This window comes from Nostoc commune NIES-4072 (genome assembly GCF_003113895.1).
GTDB lineage: Bacteria > Cyanobacteriota > Cyanobacteriia > Cyanobacteriales > Nostocaceae > Nostoc > Nostoc commune.
This window is the reverse complement of record NZ_BDUD01000001.1, coordinates 4,318,513-4,342,731: the sequence shown is the minus strand read 5'-3', so window position 1 is coordinate 4,342,731 and position 24,219 is coordinate 4,318,513. Positions and strand designations below refer to the sequence as shown.

At 41.1% G+C, this 24,219-nt stretch carries 15 protein-coding genes (1 of these 15 only partly in view); 8 read left to right on the top strand and 7 right to left on the bottom strand.

Features of this window, described 5'->3' with window-relative positions; translation table 11 throughout:
- The first annotated feature begins 176 nt into the window (after window positions 1-176).
- The 5 genes from CDC33_RS19090 to CDC33_RS19070 all read left to right on the top strand — a co-directional run bounded on the left by CDC33_RS19090 (window position 177) and on the right by CDC33_RS19070 (window position 6,835).
- Window positions 177-1,403, top strand: a complete 1,227-nt coding sequence (locus CDC33_RS19090; protein WP_109009831.1) for a tetratricopeptide repeat protein — start codon at window positions 177-179, stop codon at window positions 1,401-1,403.
- A gap of 488 nt (window positions 1,404-1,891) precedes the next feature.
- Entirely contained in the window at window positions 1,892-3,529 is a 1,638-nt protein-coding gene (gene cobA, locus CDC33_RS19085) for a uroporphyrinogen-III C-methyltransferase (protein WP_109009829.1), read from the top strand.
- 46 nt (window positions 3,530-3,575) lie between these two features.
- Window positions 3,576-4,172, top strand: coding sequence for a dephospho-CoA kinase (gene coaE, locus CDC33_RS19080; RefSeq protein ID WP_109009827.1), 597 nt, complete (start codon window positions 3,576-3,578; stop codon window positions 4,170-4,172).
- A 611-nt stretch (window positions 4,173-4,783) separates the two neighbouring features.
- The gene (locus CDC33_RS19075; RefSeq protein WP_109009825.1) at window positions 4,784-6,271 is read left to right on the top strand and encodes an IS5 family transposase; all 1,488 of its coding nucleotides are present in this window, start codon (window positions 4,784-4,786) and stop codon (window positions 6,269-6,271) included.
- A gap of 237 nt (window positions 6,272-6,508) precedes the next feature.
- A complete protein-coding gene (locus CDC33_RS19070) occupies window positions 6,509-6,835 on the top strand; it encodes a hypothetical protein (RefSeq protein WP_109009823.1) in 327 nt (108 codons plus the stop codon).
- 134 nt (window positions 6,836-6,969) lie between these two features.
- Here the strand turns inward: CDC33_RS19070 and CDC33_RS19065 are convergent, their stop codons facing one another.
- Both CDC33_RS19065 and CDC33_RS19060 read right to left on the bottom strand, forming a co-directional pair.
- Window positions 6,970-7,335, bottom strand: a complete 366-nt coding sequence (locus CDC33_RS19065; RefSeq protein WP_109009821.1) for a DOPA 4,5-dioxygenase family protein — start codon at window positions 7,333-7,335, stop codon at window positions 6,970-6,972.
- A 177-nt stretch (window positions 7,336-7,512) separates the two neighbouring features.
- On the bottom strand, window positions 7,513-8,043 hold the full coding sequence (locus CDC33_RS19060) for a universal stress protein (protein WP_109009819.1): 531 nt from the start codon (window positions 8,041-8,043) through the stop codon (window positions 7,513-7,515).
- Between the two features lie 387 nt (window positions 8,044-8,430).
- Between CDC33_RS19060 and CDC33_RS19055 the strand changes: the two genes are divergently transcribed.
- The gene (locus tag CDC33_RS19055; RefSeq protein WP_109009817.1) at window positions 8,431-9,036 is read left to right on the top strand and encodes a hypothetical protein; all 606 of its coding nucleotides are present in this window, start codon (window positions 8,431-8,433) and stop codon (window positions 9,034-9,036) included.
- Between the two features lie 489 nt (window positions 9,037-9,525).
- On the opposite strand, the gene CDC33_RS19050 is transcribed toward CDC33_RS19055, so the two are convergent.
- Complete coding sequence (locus CDC33_RS19050; RefSeq protein ID WP_109009816.1) at window positions 9,526-16,161, bottom strand: HAMP domain-containing protein; 6,636 nt, start codon at window positions 16,159-16,161, stop codon at window positions 9,526-9,528.
- Between the two features lie 402 nt (window positions 16,162-16,563).
- On the opposite strand from CDC33_RS19050, the gene CDC33_RS19045 reads away from it, so the two are divergent.
- Entirely contained in the window at window positions 16,564-17,253 is a 690-nt protein-coding gene (locus CDC33_RS19045) for a Uma2 family endonuclease (RefSeq protein WP_109009815.1), read from the top strand.
- Window positions 17,254-17,752: 499 nt separating this feature from the next.
- Here the strand turns inward: CDC33_RS19045 and CDC33_RS19040 are convergent, their stop codons facing one another.
- Window positions 17,753-18,193 carry a hypothetical protein gene (locus CDC33_RS19040; RefSeq protein ID WP_109009814.1) on the bottom strand — a complete coding sequence of 147 codons (441 nt, stop codon included), beginning with the start codon at window positions 18,191-18,193 and terminating at the stop codon, window positions 17,753-17,755.
- Between the two features lie 740 nt (window positions 18,194-18,933).
- Here CDC33_RS19040 and CDC33_RS19035 point away from each other — a divergent pair.
- On the top strand, window positions 18,934-20,451 hold the full coding sequence (locus CDC33_RS19035) for a glycosyltransferase family protein (protein ID WP_109009813.1): 1,518 nt from the start codon (window positions 18,934-18,936) through the stop codon (window positions 20,449-20,451).
- Between the two features lie 192 nt (window positions 20,452-20,643).
- Here the strand turns inward: CDC33_RS19035 and CDC33_RS19030 are convergent, their stop codons facing one another.
- The 3 genes from CDC33_RS19030 to bchH form a co-directional block, all read right to left on the bottom strand.
- Window positions 20,644-20,829, bottom strand: coding sequence for a type II toxin-antitoxin system HicA family toxin (locus CDC33_RS19030; RefSeq protein ID WP_109009812.1), 186 nt, complete (start codon window positions 20,827-20,829; stop codon window positions 20,644-20,646).
- Complete coding sequence (locus CDC33_RS19025; RefSeq protein WP_109009811.1) at window positions 20,826-21,047, bottom strand: type II toxin-antitoxin system HicB family antitoxin; 222 nt, start codon at window positions 21,045-21,047, stop codon at window positions 20,826-20,828. The genes CDC33_RS19030 and CDC33_RS19025 overlap by 4 nt, the downstream gene beginning before the upstream one ends.
- Before the next feature lie 75 nt (window positions 21,048-21,122).
- Window positions 21,123-24,219, bottom strand: partial view of a magnesium chelatase subunit H gene (bchH, locus tag CDC33_RS19020; protein WP_109009809.1) — the 3' portion only. It continues 665 nt past the right edge of the window; the window shows 3,097 of its 3,762 coding nt (coding positions 666-3,762); its start codon lies beyond the right edge, outside the window; its stop codon occupies window positions 21,123-21,125.

Genomic DNA, 24,219 nt, shown 5'->3' with positions numbered 1-24,219 from the left:
CAATTAACTAAAAAAGGATTTTTTACTTTTAATAAAGCCTCATTATATAAGATTAGACTTGTATCAAGTGAGGTTAATCACTTATAATTCCTTCTATAACTCCGCCAAAGATACCCCTAGAAAGGGGAGGCTTTAGACCCAATTTTTCGGTAAACCAAGCAGGTAAAGTAATTAAAATGCTGAAAAACAAGAATGTCCTGGTAGCAGCTATTATCTGGTTGTGTTTGATTAATGGGAATAGTGCCTTTGGTAAAAATGTTGGCGTTGTTTTATCAAAAAATCATGATGCACAGTCTGTAGTTCCTCAGAGCAAAAACGCAGTTGCTAACTTCGAGCAAGGAACCAATCTCTATAAACAAGGAGATTTCAAAGGAGCAGAGGCGGCTTTTCGGAAAGCAATTGAATTAGAACCCAACTTTGCCCAAGCTTATATTGCTTTAGCAAATACTCTCGACGATCAAGGTAAACCACAAGAAGCGATCGCACATTACAAAAAAGCCATTAGCCTCGATGCTAAAAACCCTGGAGCATACTTTAATTTAGGTTTGACTTTAGCAAGACTCAATCAATTAGAACCTGCGATCGCACAATATAAACAAGCTATCAGCCTTGATGCCAACTATGCAGACGCTCACTATAACTTAGGCAATGCTCTCTACGCTCAAGGCAAGCTAACAGAAGCAGTCACCGAATATACAGCAGCTATTCGCCTCAAACCCAATTATGCGCCAACTTACACCCGTCTGGGAAATGCTCTGTACGATCAAGGTGAGTTAGCAGAAGCAATTACTCAGTACAAAAAATCCATTAGCTTTGATCCCAAGTATGCAGACGCTCACTATTACTTAGGGAACGCCTTATATGCTCAAGGAAAGCCAACAGAAGCAATCGCCGAATATACAGCAGCCATTCGCCTCGATCCAAAAAATCCCGCAGGTTACAACGCCTTGGGAAATACTCTGTATGCTCAAGGGAAACTAGAAGAAGCGATCGCACATTACCAAAAAGCCCTCAGCTTCGATCCCAACTATGCAGACGCTCACTATAATTTAGCAAGTGCTTTTTACGCTCAAGGCAAGCTAACAGAAGCAATCGCCGGCTATAGCGAAGCGATTCGCCTCGATCCCAAACATGCACAAGCTTACACGGGTTTGGGAAATGCAATGGATGATCAAGGTAAACCACAAGAAGCGATCGCACATTACAAAAAAGCCATTAGCCTTGTACCCAACGATGCATTCACTTACTATAATTTGGGGATAACTTTGGGAAGAGAACAACAGCTAGAAGAAGCGATCGTTAATCTCAAAAAAGCCAGAGAGTTATTCCAAGCTGAGGAAAACAAAGAGATGGTTGAGCAAGTTGATCTGCTAATCCAAAAAATGAATATCCGAACGAATTGAATAATGGGAATTGGGCATTGGGCATGGGGCATCGCAGCAGAGGAGTGGAGTTCTGATCTGTTTTTGCGAGTATTAAATAGGACTTACGCACACTCTACGAATTCTCGGCGCTCTTGGCGTCTTGGCGGTTCGAGAAATTAAGCTTTTTAGCAATTTTTGCGTAAGTCCTATTAAAGACTCCTTTGCGAGTATCAAAGACTGATTAACCGAGTTCTGAACCTTATTAACGAACTTTGGGGGTTTAAGTCCCCAGCAAGATAGGCAGCACGTTTTGTGTCGGGGTCTAAATCCCCGTCACAAAACGTAATTGCGAATTGCGTTAGCGGAGCGGGGCGTTAGCCCATTGCGAATTGCGAATTGGTTTAATGAGTATCAAAGAGTCATAAAATTATGTTGACACCAAGTTGTATTCTAAAACATATCTCCTCTGCCCCTCTACCTCTACCTCTTCCCCATGCCCAATGCCCAATGCCCAATGCCCAATGCCCATGACTCAAGAAAAGGGTAAAGTCTATCTTGTAGGTGCTGGGCCTGGAGATGTGGCATACCTGACAGTAAAAGCTTACAATCTCTTAGCTGTTGCTCAGGTTTTAGTCTACGATGCTCTGGTAGATGCTCAATTATTGCAGTGCGTACCGCCTGATTGCTTGAAGTTGGATGTCGGGAAACGCGGTGGGAAACCTAGTACAACCCAAGCTGAGATTAACAAGTTACTGGTAAAGCATTGCCAGCAAGGAAAACAAGTTGTACGACTCAAATCAGGCGATCCGTTGATTTTTGGGCGTTGTACTTCCGAAATTGAAGCGCTCAAAGCATCTGGTTGTGATTTTGAACTAGTACCAGGAATTTCCTCAGCCCTTGCAGCGCCTTTGTTAGCAGGAATTCCCCTTACAGATCCGGTGTTGAGTCGCACTTTTGCAGTACTTACAGCTCATGAACCAGAAGTTTTAGACTGGGAGGCACTCTCACGCCTAGAGACATTGGTAATTTTGATGGGAGGGCAACATCTGCCAGAAATTGTACATCAACTGGTGCGACACGGGCGATCGCACTTAACACCCATTGCTATCATTCGCTGGGCAGGAACTCCTCGCCAACAAATTTGGACAGCACAACTGGGCAATATTGTAGAACAAACCACCGAATTATCTCTTTCTCCAGCAGTAATTGTTATTGGCGAAGTTGTTGTGCTACGGAAGTACTTACAACCTGAGAATATATATTTAGACGAAATTATCAAGCAGGAGCCTGGAGAAAAGTGTTCCCAGGTTCCGGCTGTGAACGAGAGTATTTTTATACCCCAACCTATGTTAAGTAACTTCCCCTCATCTAGTCTTCCTCTCAGTGGCAAAACAATCTTAGTGACACGTTCAGTTGGACAATCGAGCCAATTTAGCGATCGCCTCATCGCATTAGGGGCAACAGTAATCGAAATGCCTACCTTAGAAATCGGCCCGCCCTCCTGTTGGGAAGCTTTGGATAATGCGATCGCTCATTTATCTGACTTCGACTGGTTAATTCTCACTTCTACCAATGCCATAGACTACTTTTTTGAAAGGCTAAACGCCCAAGGTAAAGATAGCCGTGCCTTAGCAGGCGTTAAAATTGCCGTCGTTGGTGAGAAAACAGCCTATTGTCTAAAACAACACTCTCTCCAAGCAGATTTTATTCCCCCCAATTTTATTGCCGATTCTTTAGTGGAAAATTTTCCAGAGGATCTGCATGGTAAAAAGGTTTTATTTCCCAGAGTTGAAAGCGGCGGCAGAGAAATTTTAGTTAAAGAATTAACTCTCAAGGGAGCAAAGGTGATAGAAGTTGCCGCATATCAATCTTGTTGTCCGAGTGGTATTCCACCAGAGGCACAGCTAGCTCTTCAAAACCGCAAGATAGATGTAATTACTTTTGCCAGTTCTAAAACTGTGCAATTTTTCTGTCAACTTACTAACAAGATATTTTCCAACAACTCTGATCCTAGTCAATTCTTAGAAGGCGTTTGTATTGCCTCTATCGGGCCTCAAACCTCCAAAACCTGTCATTTTTTATTCAAGCGTGTGGATGTAGAAGCACAAGAATATACTTTAGATGGTTTAACCCAAGCATTGATAACATGGGCGACAAATTATTAGATGAGAAGCAGGGGGCAGGGGGAGAATAACTAATGACTAATGACTAATGACAAAACGTATAATCGGCTTAACTGGCGGTATTGCTACAGGCAAAACCACTGTCACTAATTATTTAGCTAGCGCTTATAACCTGCCAATTCTGGATGCAGATATTTATGCTAGAGAGGCAGTATCTTTAGGTTCACCTATTCTTGGTGCGATCGCAGGGCGTTACGGCAAACAAATTTTACTACCAGATGGCAGCCTCAACCGCCAAAAGCTAGGCGAAATTATCTTTAATCGTCAAGATGAACGCAACTGGATAGACAATTTGATTCATCCTGATGTGCGCGATCGGTTTGAGGAAGCGATCGCCCGATCTTCCTCACAAACACTGGTATTAGTAGTACCTCTATTATTTGAAGCTGGCATGACTGATTTAGTTACAGAAATTTGGGTAGTGCGTTGTTCACAAGAGCAACAGTTACAAAGATTGATACAACGAAACCATTTAAATAGAGAACAGGCGCAAGCCAGGATCAACAGCCAATTATCTATCGAAGAAAAAGTGGCTCATGCAGATGTAGTTTTAGATAACTCTTCCACCCTAGAAGTACTACTGAAGCAAGTAGATGTAGCTCTAAAAACCACAACTAGGGACTAAATACTATTTATATTAAAAAATCTACATAGAATACATTCTCAGAATATAAAATATTTATAAAATAATTATTATTTAGTTCAGTAAAAAATCCTCTTATCTAAACCAGATTTGTAAAATAATTCGGTGGTTTTACAGTTGAAGCTGTGGTTTATAGTAATGTAAATTTAAGTGGTTAATTACTAAAGAACTGCTATAGACCTCTAATCTTATACTGGATAATATGATTATAATAATGCTCAAAATTTAAGGTATAAAATAATCAATAGTTAAATTTTATCTGATATATGCAAAATCATGAATGATTTGAAAGGGTTATTGAGCAAAAGATATCATTGCGTAAAAATTAAATATTAATAGCTAATAATTAAGATTTAAGAAAACTTAATTGAAAATTATCCCTTCTAATTTAGAATTATTTTTCTAAGTACCTTGTCAACGAGCTACTTGTGGGTGCAGGCACTTAATTAGGGGTTGCTGAAAAAGAAAGAAAAGCTGACACTCTGAGATTTTCAGACCAAAGAAGTATATTCAAGTGCAAGACTTGAGGGTAGAATAGCCCAAAATCCTTGCATCACCGTGACCATCAGTACCAAAATGTGCTGTTTATAACCATGTACCGAAAAGAGGATCAACCTCCAGTCTCACCAGAAAATTTTGGACTTCCGTTTGAAGGGAAGTTGTCATCAGATAATCGTTGGATTATGCTGGCGAATTTAATACCCTGGGCAGAATTTGAAGAGGAATATTCATCCGGATTCTCTGTAGAGATGGGAGCGCCAGCAAAGTCGTTTCGGATGGCATTAGGGGCATTAATAATCAAAGAAAAACTAGGAATAAGTGATAGAGAGACAGTAGAACAAATCAAGGAGAATCCTTATCTACAGTACTTTATAGGGATGTCATCGTATATTAATGAAGCTCCATTTGATGCATCGATGTTAGTCCATTTTCGTGAAAGAATTAGTGCAGACTTAGTAAACAAAATAAATCAAGAAACGGTCAAGAGGATGATAGAGGCAACATCTTCGACTTTAGCAACTGAATCAACTGAAAAAAAAACAGAAGAATTAAAAAAAGAAGATAACAAGCCAAAAAATCGGGGGAAATTAATATTAGATGCGACTTGTGCGCCAGCAGACATCAGCTATCCCACAGATTTAGAGCTATTAAATCAAGCAAGAAAACATACAGAAACAATAATAGACCTTCTTTATGAACAGATAAAAGGTACATTAGAGAAAAAGCCAAGAACTTATCGGGATATAGCAAGAATTGACTACTTAAAAGTCGCTAAAAAGCGTCGTGTATCGCCAAAAGATAGGAGAAAAGCGATTAAAAAGCAGCTTCAATATATCAAAAGAAACTTATCCCATATTGACCAGCTAATCATATCAGGCGCGACTCTAGAACAACTAAGTACTAGACAATATAAAATGTTGCTTGTAGTTGTAGAGGTTTATCGTCAACAACTATGGTTGTATGAAAATAAAAAACAGAGTATTGATGACCGAATCGTTAGTTTAAGCCAACCACATATCCGTCCGATTGTCCGGGGTAAGGCTGGAAAAGCCGTGGAATTTGGGGCAAAATTATCAGCTAGCTATTTTGATGGATATGTATTTTTAGACCATATTAGTTGGGATAATTTTAATGAATCAGGAGACTTAAAATCACAAGTGGAAGCTTTTAAAAACTTCACAGGTTATTATCCAGAATCCGTTCATGTAGATAAAATTTATCGCACAAGGGAGAATCGCGCTTGGTGTAAAGAAAGAGGTATTGTCATGAGTGGTCCTCCTTTGGGAAGACCACCAGCCAATGTTAGTAAAGAAAAAAAGAAACAAGATTTAGAATCCGAGAGAATTCGTAATTGTATTGAAGGAAAATTTGGGCAAGCTAAAAGAAGATTTAGTCTCAATCGAGTGATGGCGAAACTTTCCCACACTTCTGAAACTGCAATTGCTATTACTTTTTTAGTGATGAATCTTTCTACTCACCTGTCGCGGGTTTTTTATGCTTTTTTATGTCTATTTTTCAAAAATAGACCTTTTTCCCAGTATGACATAATTGGAAATTATCTTCTAGTTAGCTATAGATAACATAAAGCTATCTCTGTTTATGCTTGAATAACTGGTCAACCCTTGAAATTGCTTTTTTATGACTTTTTCAGCAACCTCTAATTAGACATTGGGTGATGTATTGGTTTTCTAGCTGTTAATGCGATTGATTCCTAACTAAATTCACCTGTTCATTCTGGATTGGTGATTGAAAGGAATTGAGATTCACCTAGAGTTCAGAACTCTTTGTTATAGATTTCTTCTTGGGAAAACTCACTTATGTCTTTGATCAGGACAAGTATGAACTTAAGTTTTAGTTTTTTAAGTAAGTTAGCCCTAGTTAACTTTCCAGCAAACGAATTAAAACAGAAGTATAAAGTACACGATTATAGCCAACTAGTTTCTGGAAGCGACTACGTATTTGAGCGCCTCAATGAAGGAACAATCGGGTATATGACTGGAAGCGGGACAAGGATTAAACCCTGCGATCGCATTATTTTACAAGAAGGTTGTGAATCTTATCAATATCAAGTTGAGGAAGTAGATTATTACTCAGATCCATCCGATATGTGGATAGCTTTACTCAAGCAAGTGCCGATTGACTAAATATTAAAGTCAAGATAATTTATAATTTAAATTTTGTTCAACGCTAATCAGTTTAATGTTCCATAACATGGATTAACAGAAAAAGTTCTACGCCGCATTTTAGAACTTTTACCCAATAAAGTAAGTTAATTATTTTAATTAGATAAAGTCGAATTAAGCCGTCGAAGAAATTCAATATTCAAATCTAGCTTTTCTCCTAACCATAAAGAATTAACTGTGTGGTCAGCCACAGCATCGCCTGTCTCAGGGTGGACGAGAATATCCAATCCCTCACGATTAAGCATTAACCAGGGAACAACTTTATCAAACTGATTCGGTAAGAAAGCAACTTGATACATTCCTTTTGGGTGGGGCCCGATGGGCTTGTCAAACCAGCGTCCGAGTTGCACGTTAAACCTAGCGCCCAATCCTTCACGTACACGCGCAGCTATATCCCGACTGGCGGGGTCGAAGTAAACATGAGCATGAAAACCAGTGATCTTGATAGTATCTTCTTCCATAGATCCACTTTTCGTTCTCAACCCTAATTTTGGGTAGCAGACTTTTTCTTTTTCACTGAAAAAGCGATGTCTACGTTTAATTTTAGCCCAATACCGTGCCGTTAAGGATCGGTTGTGGAGATTGGAGGAAGTAAGTAGGCGAGAATAAACCAAATTTAGAGTTTGGCTCGCTCAGATTTATGCAATATTACTAGTAGTTTCTTTGACAACTTCATGTGTTTTAGAAGCAACTGAAAGATGTACAACATGTACTGTACAAGGAGCATGGTGAAGAACATAATTACTTACACTACCGAGAAATAGTTCCATCAGCCCAGAACGACCTCGACGCCCCATCACAATTAGGTCAGCGCCATAACTATGAGCAAAATCACAAATGATGCGACCAGGATTACCAATATTTTGTGTAAATTCCGTAGTTATACCTGCTGCGTTAGCTTGGGCGCAGAAAGATTGCAACATCTGGATTCCCAGATTTTTAAAGGTATCCCACTGCTTTTGATATAACTCAAAGTTTTGACTGCTCAAACCTGGATAGTAGTCAAAATTAGACAGCGTAGGTACGTAAGGACTACCCTCTTCTTCAGGAGATAGGACATGCACTAGCATTAAGCTAGCTTGTGTTAACTTTGCTAAACCCAAGGCTTCTTCAAAAACCTGTTGCCCTATTTCCGACCGATCTAATGCAACTAGAATCTTTTTAAACATCATAATAGACCTCCGATTTCATTGGTAAATGGTCTTTACGGTTTCTGGTGTCCAAATGCTGGATTGTCAAAAATGACTAATCCCTCAACTATGTTTAGTAACTTGTGAATTTTAAATTTATTAAAGGCTTTCGCCCTATGTTTATGTTTATAGCAAAACAGTTTGAGGAATTTGTGAGGAAGACATTTATCTTTAATTACCAATAAGCGTTATGTTTTATAAAATACATTTTCAAATCAGTATTTAGTTTGGGCAGATTTTCACACCTTAGTCCACTTTACTTTTATTAACATAGTTTGGTTTTTCCCACCTGTTTTACTTAATCTCAGAGTTTATAAGTTCCGAATTTAATGTACAGTTTTTCGTAAGTGGTATTGAGGAAAAAACGTGGAATTTCACAAGTTATTGTATATTTTTACTCTAGTAAAGATTGCTACGTTTGCTCTGGGTATACCTGTATTTGCTCAAATCGCGCAGACTCCCTCCAATTCTTCACAGTCGAGTTGTCGTGCAACTAAAGTAGATACTGTAGTTTTCAAAGAACCTTCAACATCATCCAGCGCTATCAGAATATTGCCGGCAAAAACGAACATTGTTTTAGCATATATACCAGCTAGTGGAGATAGATTTGTCAGAATTAAATCTCCGACTTCAGGGTTTATTCAAACTGCTGTGCTGAAGTTTTGTCAGACGAATAACATCATGAGTAAACCTACTATTGGCAGTGCATGTCGGCGAATTGTACAACCTGTAACTCTACGTGGTCAACCAAGTATAAAAGGGGCTTTTATTACAACACTTAATGCCAACACAATCGTATTTGTGAACTTGGTTACAGGTAATATAGTTAAGTCATACAAATCTGAAAATTATATTTGGGTAGAAATCGACCTTGCCAGAAGTTTCCCTGGAGAGTTATCCGGTAATGGTTGGATAGCTAATACTGACTTTGTAAATACTCCCGGATTAAGCAATCTGGCTTATTGTAGCTAGTAACTTATTTCGCTCAATATTGCCACGCGGTATAAGTTTCTCTATCCGGTAGGGGTAATACCAATTCACAGTTCGCTTTTTCGCCCATTTGCAATTTAGAAACTTAGGCGCAGCAAGACTTTCCTGATTTACATCTGTTGCCTCATTTTGGAGAATTGGTATAACTTGTTCACGCAACCTATAGGATTACTATTTGATTTTTGAACGAAATTAAGTATTGTAGAGTGTGTTAGAACGGAGTTCGTAACGCACTATGAACACGAGTTTGATGCCGTACTCTCCGTGCTAACACATCCTACGTATATTTTCTCCAAATCAAACCGGATTCTTATAGTACCCAACCAACTGTTAGCAGCTTGGGTAGTTTGGGAGATTTAGCTTTTAAAATCCGAATTTGTTGGGGATTAAGAATTTCAATTGCGGAGGTTGAGGGCTGGGTGCGGTGGAGATAAGCTTTTTTCTTCCCCTGCCCCCTGCCCCCTACTATGATCAACGGTATAGCCAAACACGCAATAGTGAAAGCAGTTGTTCAGTATCTACGGGTTTTGTGATGTAGTCTGATGCGCCAGCTTCAATACACTTTTCACGATCGCCTTGCATGGCTTTAGCAGTCAGTGCAATAATCGGCAAAGATTTAAATTGCTCGTTTTCGCGGATTATGCGGGTTGTTTCGTAACCATCCATTTCTGGCATCATTACGTCCATCAAAACCACATCAATATCTGGTGTAGTTTCCAACAGGGTAATCCCCTCCCTGCCGTTTTCAGCGTATAAAACCTGTATTTGATAACGCTCCAGCATACTTGTCAGCGCAAAGATATTACGCACATCGTCGTCTACAATTAGGGCTTTTTTGCCAGCGAGTAAGTAGTCTATGGAATGCAGTTGTTCAAGTATTTGTCGCTTGGGTTCAGGTAAATTTGCTTGGACTCGATGTAAAAATAATGCTGTTTCATCAAGGAGACGTTCGGGCGATCGCACATCTTTAATGATGATTGTTTCGGCAATTCGTCTGAGTTCCGTTTCTTGAGCTTTGCTAATTTCTCTACCTGTGTAGACAATAATTGGTAAAGTTTTACCGTGAGGCAGAAGCTTTATCTGCTCGATAAGTTCAAAGCCAGTCATGTCAGGTAGCCCTAAATCGAGAACGAGGCAATCAAAATGCTGGGAACGAATGGCTTCTAAAGCTGCTGCACCAGTGCCCACAGCAGTGGTACAAACATCACTGTTGCCAATCAACTCAACAATACTAAGCCGTTGAGTGTCGTCGTCTTCGACTACCAACAAATTTTTCACCTGGCGCTCAACAAAACCTTTAATTTTGGCTAACGCTTCGGATATTGTCTCGCTGGTTAAAGGCTTTTGCAGATATGCGATCGCTCCTAGTTGCAAACCGCGCTGTCTTCCTTCCTCAACGGTCATGATATGTACAGGAATGTGACGGGTATTCGGGTCATGCTTGAGACGATCTAATACCGTCCAACCATCCATTTCTGGCAACCTGATATCTAGCAAAATGGCTGAAGGTAGGAATTGCTGCGCTAACATCAAACCTGTACTGCCTGTTTGGGCAGTGATCACCTTGAATCCTTGCTGTTGTGACATCTCTAGCAGGATACGCGCAAAATTAACGTCATCCTCAACAATTAGTAACACGCGATCACCTCTTTCAATAACAGCGCGATCGTCATTAATTAGTGCTGAGGGAGGAGTGGGGAGTGGGGAGCGGGGAATAGGGAGTGGGGAGTAGGTAACGCGATTAATCGTGTCTCTACTAGATTGTGTTGATGTTGACTCAGGACTCAGCACTCGGAACTCAGGACTCAATTGGGGGAAGTAGAACGTAAATGTGCTACCTTGACCGGGTTGACTGATTAGTTTAATTTCGCCGCCAAAGAGACGGGCAATTTCACGGCTAATTGATAAGCCCAATCCGGTACCGCCGTATCTCCGACTGGTAGAGCCATCGGCTTGCTGAAATGCCTCAAAAATCACTTTCTGCTTTTCGGGGGCAATGCCAATGCCTGTATCGCTGACTGAGAAGGCGATGACAATCTGGGCGCGATTTAAAATTTCCTGGTCTTTGCTCCATCCCTGCTTCGCCACCGCAATCTGTAAGCGTACCTCTCCTTTTTCTGTAAATTTAAAAGCATTGGAGAGAAGATTTTTTAACACCTGTTGTAAGCGTTTGACATCTGTATAGATGGTTGTGGGCAATTCGGGAGTCAATTCAATTGTGAAAGCAAGTCCTTTGCTCTGAGCAATTTGTCGGAAGGTGCGCTCAATCTGATCGCCCAATTCTGTTAATGGCATTTGGGTCATGTCAATCGACATAGTTCCAGATTCAATTTTGGCGAGATCGAGAATGTCATTGATTAACGCCAACAAATCAGTACCTGCTGAGTAAATTGTTTGGCTGTATTCAACTTGCTTGGCACTGAGGTTGCGATCAATGTTATCTGACAACAACTTCGCCAAAATCAACAAGCTGTTTAGCGGTGTCCGCAGTTCATGAGACATATTAGCAAGAAACTCTGATTTGTATTTTGAAGAAAGAGCGAGTTGTTCAGCCTTATCTTCCAAAGAAAGTCTTGCTTGTTCAATTTCCCGATTTTTGCGCTCGACTTCTTTCTTTTGCATCGCCAACAACTCTGCCTTTTCTTCTAACTCAGCGTTGGTTTGTTGCAGTTCCTCTTGTTGTCCTTTGAGTAAATCTTCTGAGGTTTTGAGTGATTGGGCTTGTTGTTCTAAGCGCTTGTTGGTTTCCCGGAGTTCATTTTGCTGGGTTTGGAGTTCTTCGGCTAAAGATTGCGACTGCTTGAGTAATTCTTCAGTTCGCATGGATGCTGCGATCGTGTTGAGGACGATCGCTATACTTTCGGTAAGTTGGTCGAAGAATGTTAGATGAATTTCGCTAAAGCGCCGGAAGGATGCTAATTCTATGACTGCTGTCACCTGTCCTTCAAAGAGTACAGGTAACACCACGGCATTAAGTGGAGCCGCTTCTCCTAAACCAGAGGCAATTCTGACATAATCACTTGGCACATCCGTTAGCAGTATTCGCTCTTTTTCTAAAGCGCATTGTCCTACCAAACCTTCACCCAAATAAAAGCGGTTAGCCAAATGTCTGCGTTCGCGGTAAGCGTAGCTACTAATTAGTTTTAAAAACGGTGTATTTTCCCCAGACTCCATCAGGAAGAATACGCCGTGTTGCGCTCCTACTAAGGGTGCTAGTTCTGAGAGAATTAGTTTAGATACGGTTTCCAAGTCGCGCTGACCTTGCAGCATTCGGGTAAACTTGGCGAGGTTAGTTTTCAACCAGTCTTGCTCAGTATTTTTCTGCGTTGTCTCGCGCAGATTAGCAATCATCTGGTTGATGTTGTCTTTGAGTATGGCTACTTCCCCTAATGCTTCGACGGCAATTGAACGAGTTAAATCACCTTTAGTTACAGCTGTAGCAACTTCTGCGATCGCTCTTAATTGAGTTGTCAGTGTAGCAGCAAGTTCATTTACATTATCCGTCAAATCTTTCCAAGTTCCAGCCGCACCAGGGACTCTAGCTTGTCCGCCTAACTTCCCTTCAATTCCCACTTCCCGCGCTACTGTAGTTACCTGATTGGCAAATGTCGCTAGAGTATCAATCATCTCGTTGATTGTCTCTGCCAAGGTTTCGATTTCTCCCTTAGCATCTAGCATCAGTTTCCGTTTCAAGTCACCGTTAGCAACTGCCGTTACAACTCTGGCAATACCGCGCACTTGTGCCGTTAAGTTACCCGCCATCGAGTTAACATTATCTGTTAAATCCTTCCAAGTTCCTGCAACACCTTGGACTTGCGCTTGTCCGCCCAACTTCCCTTCAGTTCCCACTTCCCGCGCCACCCGCGTTACTTCACTAGCAAAGGAACTGAGTTGATCCACCATTGTATTGGTGGTGTTCTTCAAATCTAAAATTTCGCCTTTGGCATCGACGGTAATTTTCTTAGATAAGTCGCCATTCGCTACCGCTTTGGTAACTTCCGCAATGTTGCGAACTTGTCCAGTGAGGTTCCCCGCCATCGAGTTAACGTTATCTGTTAAATCTTTCCAAGTTCCTGCAACTCCTCTGACGTAGGCTTGTACACCCAATTTACCTTCCGTTCCCACCTCACGGGCAACCCTGGTAACTTCTGATGCAAAAGAATTGAGTTGATCCACCATTGTATTAATGGTGTTTTTAAGCTCCTGAATTTCACCTTTCACATCAACAGTGATTTTCTTGGAAAGGTCGCCGTTTGCGACGGCTGTCGTAACTTCGGCAATGTTCCGCACCTGTGCTGTTAAACTTCCCGCCATGAAGTTTACGCTGTCGGTTAAATCCTTCCAAGTGCCGGCTACACCTTTAACTTCTGCTTGTACACCCAGCTTACCTTCAGTTCCCACTTCACGGGCAACTCTTGTAACTTCACTTGCAAAGGAGTTGAGTTGATCCACCATTGTGTTAACAGTGTTTTTCAACTCTAAAATTTCACCTTTGACATCAACGGAGATTTTCTTAGATAAGTCGCCATTAGCTACAGCTGTGGTAACGGCGGCAATGTTTCGCACCTGTGCCGTTAAGCTTCCCGCCATGAAGTTCACGCTGTCGGTGAGATCCTTCCAAGTTCCAGCTACACCGCGCACATCTGCTTGCACACCTAATTTACCTTCGCTTCCCACTTCCCGCGCCACCCGCGTTACTTCACTTGCAAAGGAATTAAGTTGATCCACCATTATATTGATGGTATTCTTGAGTTCCAAAATTTCGCCTTTGACAGCAACAGTAATTTTCTTGGATAAGTCGCCATTGGCGATCGCAGTTGTCACTTCGGCAATGTTCCGCACCTGTGCCGTCAAACTTCCCGCCATGAAGTTCACGCTGTCAGTTAAATCTTTCCAAGTACCAGCAACGTCTTTTACTTCCGCTTGTACACCCAATTTACCTTCAGTTCCCACCTCACGCGCAACTCGCGTCACTTCACTTGCAAAGGAACTGAGTTGATCCACCATTGTATTAATGGTGTTTTTGAGTTCCAGAATTTCACCTTTGACATCGACAGTGATTTTCTTGGATAAGTCGCCTGTTGCAACCGCCGTAGTTACTTCGGCAATATTCCGCACCTGTGCCGTTAAACTTCCCGCCATGAAGTTTACGCTGTCGGTTAAATCTTTCCACGTACCCGCCACGCCGCGCACTTCTGCTTGCACACCTAATTTACCTTCACTTCCTACCTCACGGGCAACCCGTGTTACTTCTGATGCAAAGGAATTGAGTTGATCCACCATTGTGTTAATGGTATTTTTCAACTCCAGAATTTCACCTTTGACATCGACAGTAATTTTCTTGGATAAGTCGCCTGTTGCAACCGCCGTTGTTACTTCGGCAATGTTCCGCACCTGTGCCGTTAAACTTCCCGCCATGAAGTTTACGCTGTCAGTTAAATCTTTCCAGGTTCCAGCCACGCCGCGCACATCGGCTTGCACACCTAGTTTACCTTCACTGCCTACTTCACGAGCAACCCTCGTAACTTCCGATGCAAAGGAACTGAGTTGATCCACCATTATATTGATGGTGTTCTTCAGTTCAAAAATTTCACCTCTAACATCAACGGTGATTTTTTTAGATAGATCGCCATTTGCGATCGCAGTGGCAACTTCGGCAATATTTCGCACCTGTCCGGTGAGATTACCCGCCATTAAGTTAACGTTATCAGTTAAATCTTTCCAAGTCCCTGCAACTCCCCGGACTTCTGCTTGTACGCCTAACTTCCCTTCAGTTCCCACCTCACGCGCAACTCTTGTTACTTCTGATGCAAAGGAATTAAGTTGATCCACCATTGTGTTGATGGTGTTCTTAAGTTCCAGAATTTCACCTTTGACATCAACGGTGATTTTCTTAGATAAGTCGCCATTGGCTACCGCCGTTGTCACTTCCGCAATATTCCGCACCTGTGCCGTCAAGCTTCCCGCCATGAAATTCACACTATCGGTAAGGTCTTTCCACGTACCCGCTACCCCGCGAACTTCTGCTTGACCGCCTAATTTTCCTTCTGCACCCACTTCACGCGCAACTCTTGTTACTTCCGATGCAAAGGAATTAAGTTGATCCACCATGATGTTAACGGTGTTTTTCAACTCTAAAATTTCGCCTTTGACATCAACAGTGATTTTCTTAGAAAGGTCGCCATTTGCTACCGCCGTTGTCACTTCCGCAATGTTACGAACTTGGGCTGTTAAATTCCCTGCCATTAAGTTAACGTTGTCTGTGAGATCCTTCCAAGTCCCTGCCACTCCTTTAACTTCGGCTTGTACACCCAACTTCCCTTCAGTTCCCACCTCACGCGCAACTCTTGTTACTTCACTAGCAAAAGAATTAAGCTGATCCACCATCGTGTTGACGGTGTTTTTTAGTTCTAGAATTTCGCCTTTGACATCGACAGTGATTTTTTTGGATAAGTCACCATTTGCGATCGCAGTTGCAACTTCGGCAATATTGCGAACTTGTCCGGTGAGATTACCCGCCATCAAGTTAACGTTATCAGTCAAATCTTTCCAAGTGCCAGCCACACCTTGCACTTCGGCTTGAACACCCAACTTACCTTCGGTTCCCACTTCCCGCGCCACCCTTGTAACTTCCGATGCAAAGGAACCGAGCCGTTCTACCATCGTATTGACGATATTAGCAGTTTGGAGAAACTCACCTTGCAGAGGTCTGCCATCAATTTCTGTAGCGATCGTTTGGGATAAGTCACCATTGGCGACTGACCGAATTACCCGAGTAGTTTCAGCTGTTGGTTGAACTAAATCTGTAATTAGAGTATTGACAGAAGTAACACAATCTGACCAAGAACCTTGAACATCTCCGAGAGAGGCGCGATCGGCAATTTTGCCTTCTTTGCCGACAACATTACCAATGCGTTGTAGTTCAGCCGCCATCCGCTCATTCTGGTAAATAATCTCATTGAGCGTATCAGCTATTTTCCCTGCCACACCAGTATGGTCTATAGGCATCCGAGCAGAGAAATCACCCTGTTTAACAGCATTCAGCGTTCTTAGTAGCTGATTTAAATCTAGATTATCACTGTCTCTAGTTAACTGTTCGGTTGCCATAGCCGTATCCTTAATCTTAATCCTTGAAGAATTTTTTGTATTTTTTGCACCCCGTACTTATTTAGAGTACTTTTAGCCAATGCTTATCACAATAGAGAGCAGGGGATAGAAAGTGGATCAAATTAATTTTTATGGGTGCGAGTGTAAGCAGTTGATAAAGACTGCTAACTAAATGGTATTGCCGTAGATGTATCTAACATCCCACTTAGCTAATCATAGCTAGTTGGACTCTGTTGTGGAGCATCAATTGTTGGCGATGCTCAACTTGGGCGAGTAAGCGATCGCACAGTCAAACACACAATGACAATTAACATTACGTGAATTCAATTAAATCAATAAATCCTAAGTGATAACTGAGGTTTGCTAAAGTCAGAAATATCCGGCAACTCCAAGGATTGGCAAATGGTTAGAGAGTACTCAGCCCAGAAACATCTGCCTCCGCTTGAAAGTGGCGATCGCCTAACTCGCCCTGAATTTGAACGGCGTTATGCGGCTGCACCCCATATCAAGAAAGCAGAACTGATTGAAGGAATTGTTTACGTGGCATCTCCCTTAAGACATGAACAACATGGCAAACCCCACAGTCGGGTCATAACTTGGTTAGGTGTTTACCAATCACTGACTCCTGGCGTTGATTTGAGTGATGCCGCAACAGTCAGACTAGATTTAGACAATGAACCCCAGCCAGATGCAGCGTTGTTTATTGAACCAGACTCAGGCGGACAAACCCGTTTGAGCAGCGACGGTTACATTGAGGGATCTCCCGAATTGATTGTTGAAATTGCAGCAAGTAGCGTTGCGATCGATACTGGCAGCAAAAAGCAAGTTTATCGCCGTAATGGGGTGTTGGAGTACGTAATCTGGCAATCTTACGAGAATAAAATTGAATGGTTTTACCTAATTGATGGCGACTATCGATTGCTATCTCCTGGTGCAGATGGAATTATTCGCTCTCAGGTGTTTCCGGGTTTATGGTTAGCGGTGGAGGCGCTGTTAAACAATCAGATGGTGCAAGTGTTGGAGGTGGTGCAAGCGGGGTTGAAGTCACCGGAACATAATGCGTTTGTGCAGCACTTGAAGAAACAGGAATAGGAGGGTACGCAATACTTGTCGGGTTTTGGGGAAAAGGAGAAGGGGAAAGGGCAAAGAAAAAACCTTTAACGAACTTTGGGGGTTTAAGTCCCCAGCAAGATAGGCAGCACGTTTTGTGTCGGGGTCTAAATCCCCGTCACAAAACGTAATTGCGAATTGCGTTAGCGAGGAACGAGCGTCATTGCGTTAGCGGAGCGGGGCGTTAGCCCATTGCGAATTGGTTTAATGTATGACTAAACCCTATTAGACATCTCCAGAAATTAATTATGCGTTACCTGAAACCCTTGTAGAGACGTTGCAATGCAACGTCTCTACAATCATTTTCACCAGATGTCTATTAGATTTTACTCAACTCACGATCGCACCCGATACCCCATTCATATAGGAATCCGGTTTGATTTGGAGAAAATATACGTAGGATGTGTTAGCACGGAGAGTACGGCATCAAACTCGTGTTCATAGTGCGTTACGAACTCCGTTCTAACACACTCTACAATACTCAACTCACGATCGCACCCGATACCCCATTCATAGATCCATTTGCAGAAGAAAGCTTAACAGAATCAGCTGCTAAAGAATTGGTGACTTTGGAATTGTCTAGTACGCTTCGCTTCTTCTTGGTATTACCTCGTCTAGCACCACCCGCCATCGCGTATTCTGGGCTGGTTTTACCGTAACGACTGCCAACTCCTAGTAACATTTTTTCTGACATCGCTATTACAGCCTTTTCTGCGTTATTCACGTCATCTGTAAGTTTGTCAATGGTAGATAATGCAGTGTTGTAGGCAGCAAGCTTAGAGCGAAGATTGTTAATTGTTATGGTGTAAGCTTGTATAGTCAATCCTTGGCCAAAGTCAAGTTGTGCACTGATAGATTGTAAACTTTCAATCCGGCGATCGGCTCGTTCTAAAACGGTGGAATTTCTTTTACGACGTGCCATAATGCATCTCTGCTAATAAATTATTAGTACTGTTTTATACCAAAATGTTTCTGATTGTCATGGGCAAATATAGCAAATCAGTTGCAATTACATTTTTAAAAGTTTAGTTAATTTCACTTATACTATATTTTATTCCAGGTATTAAATAGATTCATAAGCTCGTTACAATAATTGCTGCAATGACTTAAGCCTTTCTTATACATGGAAGAACATTTGTTGCAAAGTATTAAACAATTGCAGCAACGACTTATACATTTGCAAGAAAAACTTAAGCCTTTCTTATACATGGAGAAGCATTTGTTGCAAAGTATTAAGCGTTTGCAGCAACGACTTATACATTTGCAAGAAAAACTTAAGCCTTTCTTATACATGAAGTAATATTAGCTGCAAAGGTTTAAATTTTTACAGCCTCAAGCGTAAGAGCGTAGGCGTAGCCCGTCGTAGACATTGCTTTTGCTTGTTGTCTGAGATAATACCTTTTACATAAATCAACTCGTTGCGGCGATAGTGTAGCGTTAGCGATAGCGTTGGGTTATCAAGGAACGAGCGTCGGAATAAACGCCGTTTTGGTACTGGATACTGGGAAAAGTTTTTTAAAATTTAGTGATGGGTAAAGCCTTCACCATAATTATTCGATTTTACACCCAGTCCCCAATCCCTAATTCCCAATCCCTTTTACAATATTTAGAGCTATGAATTGGCTTGACAATATTATATTCATTCAATAGGAGTAAATTTTCATGATTAATCTTCCTAAATTAAATAAAATTGACTTTTTAGTTTTAATTTGTGTTCTGATAATTGGTTTGATAAATTTGCCTTTTCCATTTGCAGGAGATCAAGCACTATTTACAACAGGTGCTTTAGAGATGCAACAAGGAAAGGTACTCTATCGGGATTTTTGGGATCTAAAGCAACCTGGAATTTATTACTTTTATTATTTAGCAGGAAGTTTATTTGGTTTTAATGATATTGGCATCCATATCTTTGAATTTATTTACATGATGCTTTTCTCTATTACATTGCAGCTAACTCTAAAAACTTATTTTCGGCATCAGATAGTAGCAAGCTTAGTACCTTTATTAACGGTTGGTGTTTACTACATTGTTTCATATCATAAGCAATTTACTCAAGTAGAGGGACTAGTTAGTTTTCCTTTATTTTTATGCCTTTGGTTAACTCATCAATCTTTTAACCATGAAGGAAAGCAGAGATTTATTCAACTTTTACTCTCAGGCTTCACGGGTGGAATTGTCCTAATATTTAAATTAATATTTTTGCCCATAATATTTTGTTTTTGGCTAACTGCTTTGCTTCATTCCATATTGATAAAACAGCAAAAAGCTAAAAAAATAGTTCTTGAAATTTGCCTACCAATTTTTCTAGGAATTATCTTTCCTATTTTATTTATTATTATCTATTTTGCCTCAGTGGATAGTTTAGCAATTGTATATAAGACATTTTTTGTATATCCAAGTCAGGTGGTTGCTAATGGCAAATTAAATAAGTCTAGGTTAATTTCTGGAAATCTATGGTTTTTAAAGAATTTTATCACTTTAATTGTAATGGCTATTGTTGCAGTAAATGTATCATTGCGTAAGAATAAAAACTTATTAACCTTGTTATTGGTTGTTTGGTTTGTTTTTGGGCTGGGTGTTATTTTTATCCAAATTAGGTCACTTTGGATATATCATTATCTACTCTTATTTGTACCTACAGGTATTTTAGCAACTAAAGGTTTAGATATATTATGGGAGCGTTTCAATGAATTAAGCTCACCAATAATTAAAATTTTGTTGTCATTGTTGTTTTTATCACCTTTATTATGGAATTTTCAAGTTAAGAGTATCGCTTTAGTTAAGAATAATTTTGCTTTAACTGAAGATACACGATTTAAATATCAGACTGTATTTAGAGGAGATTATAAATTACTTCGTTCAGAGATTGGCTTTCTCTCTCAACCAGGAAGTTTACCTGGTGCAATTTTCGTTGCTGGCGATCCGTCTATTTATTATTTCTCTGGTCGTACTCAAGCAACATCACTAAATGCATGGTCACTTGAATTATTTCTACCTGATCAATGGCCACAACTTCTAGAGGAGTTAGATTCATCCAAGCCTCCTTATATATTTATTACTAATAAATATCACGCTCTGATTCAAGAAAAGTTTCCAAAAATTCTAGAATTGATTGAAAAAAGATATCATATTTTATCCAAAAGCGATGAGAGTGAGAGTGTTTGGTATATTCTAAACTAGAACACAAAAGTTATCTTCATAACTTACTTAGATATAAATCCCAGAACAATCTTTCCTTTGCGAGAAGCTATACTATAAATTTTTGGTAATTTATGTTTAGGTATTGGTACAAATCTTAGAAATATCAGTATTTTATAAACATAACTCAATTTTTCTATTGCACTATTTTAGCTGTGCCATACCACTAGAACACTAGGGTGGGGAAATATCCAAATCTTTGCAAATCTTAATAGCTAAAATATCAACAATCTCAGTATGTCTTGGAACTGCCGAGGTTCTGTTGTTTGATGGATTGTAATAAATTGTATGCCTTCCACCCTCTCGAAGAAACAAACAGCCGTTCTTTTCCAAATGGCGAATCAATTCGCGTCTTTTCACAATTTGACAGTAATCTGTTCACGAAGGACATCTTTGCCGGAGAGTTGTTGCTCTGCGAGTTCCCGATTTGATATTAAAATTAACTCTATCGCTTCCCGTAGGCTTTCTCTAGCTTCTTCCAGAGTTCTCTCTTGGATATTTGCACCAGGTAACTCTTGAACATAGCCAATATACCAATTATCTATCTTTTCATATACAGCAGTAAAAGAATTTTCCATAATTTTTATTAATCATTATTCTCTTTATTTTCATTTTAACAGTGATGCGTTAATAAGCTTTAACGCATCTATTTCTTAAACCGTCACACCCTCCAAATCCTCATCTGTCAACTCATATAACTGACGCAATTTGTCTAACTTATCACTATCAGCTTCCCAGAAACCCCGCCCATGCGCCTCCAACATTCTCCCTAAAATATTGCGAAAAGCTTCAGGATTTGCTTTACGCAATTTATCCGCCATCTCTGCATCTAAAGCATAAGTATCAGCCGCTTGGTCATAAACCCAATCATCGGTAAAATCGGCAGTACCACCCCAACCAATCAACGCCGTCATTCGTTGGGAAATTTCAAAAGCACCACCAGAACCTTGATTCGCCATCGCTTGCGCCCATTTGGGATTTACCAACTTAGTGCGGTACTCCATTCGCAGCAAATCATCTAAATTGCGGGGTGTAGTATCCTTCGAGAAACTTTCTACAAAGCTGGTTGTAACTTTTTTACCGCCTTGTTTTTCTGCCGCCTTTTTCAAACCGCCAGTATTGGCGTAATATTCTTGAATATCAGTTAAACCATATTCTACCGAATCGATTTCTTGAACAATGCGATCGCTAGTTTTTAACAATGTATTCAACACTTCCGGTCTAGCTTGACCTTTATCTTCTCTTCCATAGCTGAATACATTGCGACTTTGCCAAGTATTCCCCAACTCCTCACCAGATTCCCAGTTACCATCAACCACGCGATCGTTCACCAAAGAACCAAAATCACCCGCCGGATTAGAAAACAATCTCGCCGATGCATTCTCTACACCTTGGGCTTTCAAAGCTAAAGCGTGTCTTCTAATAAAATTTTGATCATCCGGTTCATCAGCATCAGCCGCCCGTTGAAATAAATCATCCAACAATTCGATGATATTTACAAAACTATCCCGGAAAATTCCAGACAAATTACCCAACACATCAATGCGGGGATGTCCAACCTCAGCCAACGGCTTCAATTCATAACGAACAATTCTACCAGTTCCTTCCTTAACAGGTTCAGCCCCCACCAATTCCAAAAGAATCCCCAAAGATTCACCCTTAGTTTTAATCGCATCCAATCCCCAAAGCATCACCGCCACCGTTTCTGGATACTTCCCATATTCATCCAAATGCTGGGCGATAATTTTTTGACCAATTTCCCGTCCCCGTTCATACGCAGCAGGTGAAGGCATCCGATAAGGATCTAAAGCATGAATATTCCTCCCCGTAGGTAAAACACCAGCCCCATCCCGTAACAAATCCCCACCAGGCGCAGGCGGAATATACTCCCCATTCAACCCCCTTAACAAATTCGTTAACTCATCCGTAGATTGCATCAACAAATCCCTTATTAATCTTTCTTCTTCTTGGCGCTCTTGGCGTCTTCTCTCCGAGACGCTGCGCGAAGGCGGTTCGTCCCCAAAATAAGCCTCCAAATACGCCCCCAACTCCTCCTCATTCGGTGCTTCCCCCAAAGTATGCAACCCAGAAGAAAACAACCGATTTTCTAAAACCTGCAAATATTCATACAACTCCACTAAATAATCATCAAAAGCATGACCGCTAAACATCCGAACATTCTCCGGCGTAAACGCAATCCCCAACCGTTTAGCATCCTCAAACGGACAATCTGCATCCAACCCAGAGTCCACAATTTTTTTGCAAATCCCTTCCTTCAAAACATAATTCTTTTGCGGATCTTCACGATACTCCGCAATCAAATCACGCAACGCCACCAATTCCTTATACAAATCTGCCCGCCCATAAGGTGGTACATTATGAGAAATTAACACACCATAACCGCGACGTTTCGCCAACATCGATTCAGACGGATTGTTCGCCGCATATATATATAGATTAGGCAAATTTCCTAACAGAATATCCGACCAAGAATAACCCGTATTCCCTAACGGAGAACCAGGCAACCATTCCACCGTACCATGCATCCCAAAGTGAACTAGAGCATCAGCTTGAAACTCATTTTGCAACCATTTATAATAAGCAGCATATTGCGGATGTGGTGTTAAATCTCGTTCAAACATTAAGCGCATCGGGTCGCCTTGTATACCCAAAGGTGGTTGTACACCTATCCAGACATTTCCTAATTGCACACCGCCAATCTGGAATTCGTCACCATAAGTTTTAATACCAGTCCCCGTGAGAGATTTCCATTGTTTTTCAATGCGGGAAGTTTGCAGATATCCCAACCATTTTTCTAGAGTACGGGCGTTAACAGACGCGGGGATATTTTTTGTATCATCAATTTTATCTGCTTCTTTCACCCAGCGAATCAATTCTTCGCCATCTTCCGGTAAATCCCCAACGGTGTAACCTTGTTCTTTGAGTGCATGGAGAAACTTCAGCAAACTACGCGGCACATTTAATAATGCAGCTGTACCCACAGCACCATAGCCAGGAGGAAAGCCATATAAAACGATCGCAATCTTGCGTTCCGATGCAGGTTTTTGCCGCAAAGACACCCAAGTTTTTACCCTACCAATCAATCGCTGCACCCGTTCGGGAACCAGATAAATATTTTCGCCCACCAAACCACCAAGGGGAACGGTATCAATAGCCCCATCTAATTCTGGTAATGCGTACAACACCACACTTTGTAATCCGCCTACACCTTGGCGCGTCCACGAGGAAATATCTTGAATTAATAGTGGTGCAGCAACAATATAAGGTACATTTTTGGCAGTGAGGATGCGCTTTGCAACTTCCACCTGACGCCCAGCTTCCATTGAACCAGCCGGGCCACCCACGAGAGGAAAGCCGATTGTGGAAACGATCGCATCCACTTTTACTGCTTCACTAGATAGTGAGGGAGTTTCTATATTGCCTAGTTGTCGTTGCTGAATTTCATGGTCGGTTGTCATTAAATCTCGTACCGCCACATGTCCTTCTACGCCGTTGATGAAGATGGGTAACGGAGTTAAACCAGCTTGTTCAAAACTGCGAATCAGTTGGGGAATGTATGGTTGTTTGGTGATGACGTGTTTGCGGTAGAGGAGAATTCCGACAACTGGGGAGACGCGATTTGGAGAGGAGACGCGATTTGGAGAGGAGACGCGATTTGGAGAGGAGACGCGATTTGGAGAGACGCGATTTGGAGAGACGCGATGAATCGCGTCTCTACAATGGGTTTTA

Bases quoted from the DNA above. Each gene is read 5' to 3' on its own strand.
- CDC33_RS19090 (WP_109009831.1), top strand. From the start codon at position 177: ATGCTGAAAAACAAGAATGTCCTGGTAGCAGCTATTATCTGGTTGTGT.
- cobA (WP_109009829.1), top strand. From the start codon at position 1,892: ATGACTCAAGAAAAGGGTAAAGTCTATCTTGTAGGTGCTGGGCCTGGA.
- coaE (WP_109009827.1), top strand. From the start codon at position 3,576: ATGACAAAACGTATAATCGGCTTAACTGGCGGTATTGCTACAGGCAAA.
- CDC33_RS19075 (WP_109009825.1), top strand. From the start codon at position 4,784: ATGTACCGAAAAGAGGATCAACCTCCAGTCTCACCAGAAAATTTTGGA.
- CDC33_RS19070 (WP_109009823.1), top strand. From the start codon at position 6,509: ATGTCTTTGATCAGGACAAGTATGAACTTAAGTTTTAGTTTTTTAAGT.
- CDC33_RS19065 (WP_109009821.1), bottom strand. From the start codon at position 7,335: ATGGAAGAAGATACTATCAAGATCACTGGTTTTCATGCTCATGTTTAC.
- CDC33_RS19060 (WP_109009819.1), bottom strand. From the start codon at position 8,043: ATGTTTAAAAAGATTCTAGTTGCATTAGATCGGTCGGAAATAGGGCAA.
- CDC33_RS19050 (WP_109009816.1), bottom strand. From the start codon at position 16,161: ATGGCAACCGAACAGTTAACTAGAGACAGTGATAATCTAGATTTAAAT.
- CDC33_RS19045 (WP_109009815.1), top strand. From the start codon at position 16,564: ATGGTTAGAGAGTACTCAGCCCAGAAACATCTGCCTCCGCTTGAAAGT.
- CDC33_RS19040 (WP_109009814.1), bottom strand. From the start codon at position 18,193: ATGGCACGTCGTAAAAGAAATTCCACCGTTTTAGAACGAGCCGATCGC.
- CDC33_RS19035 (WP_109009813.1), top strand. From the start codon at position 18,934: ATGATTAATCTTCCTAAATTAAATAAAATTGACTTTTTAGTTTTAATT.
- CDC33_RS19025 (WP_109009811.1), bottom strand. From the start codon at position 21,047: ATGGAAAATTCTTTTACTGCTGTATATGAAAAGATAGATAATTGGTAT.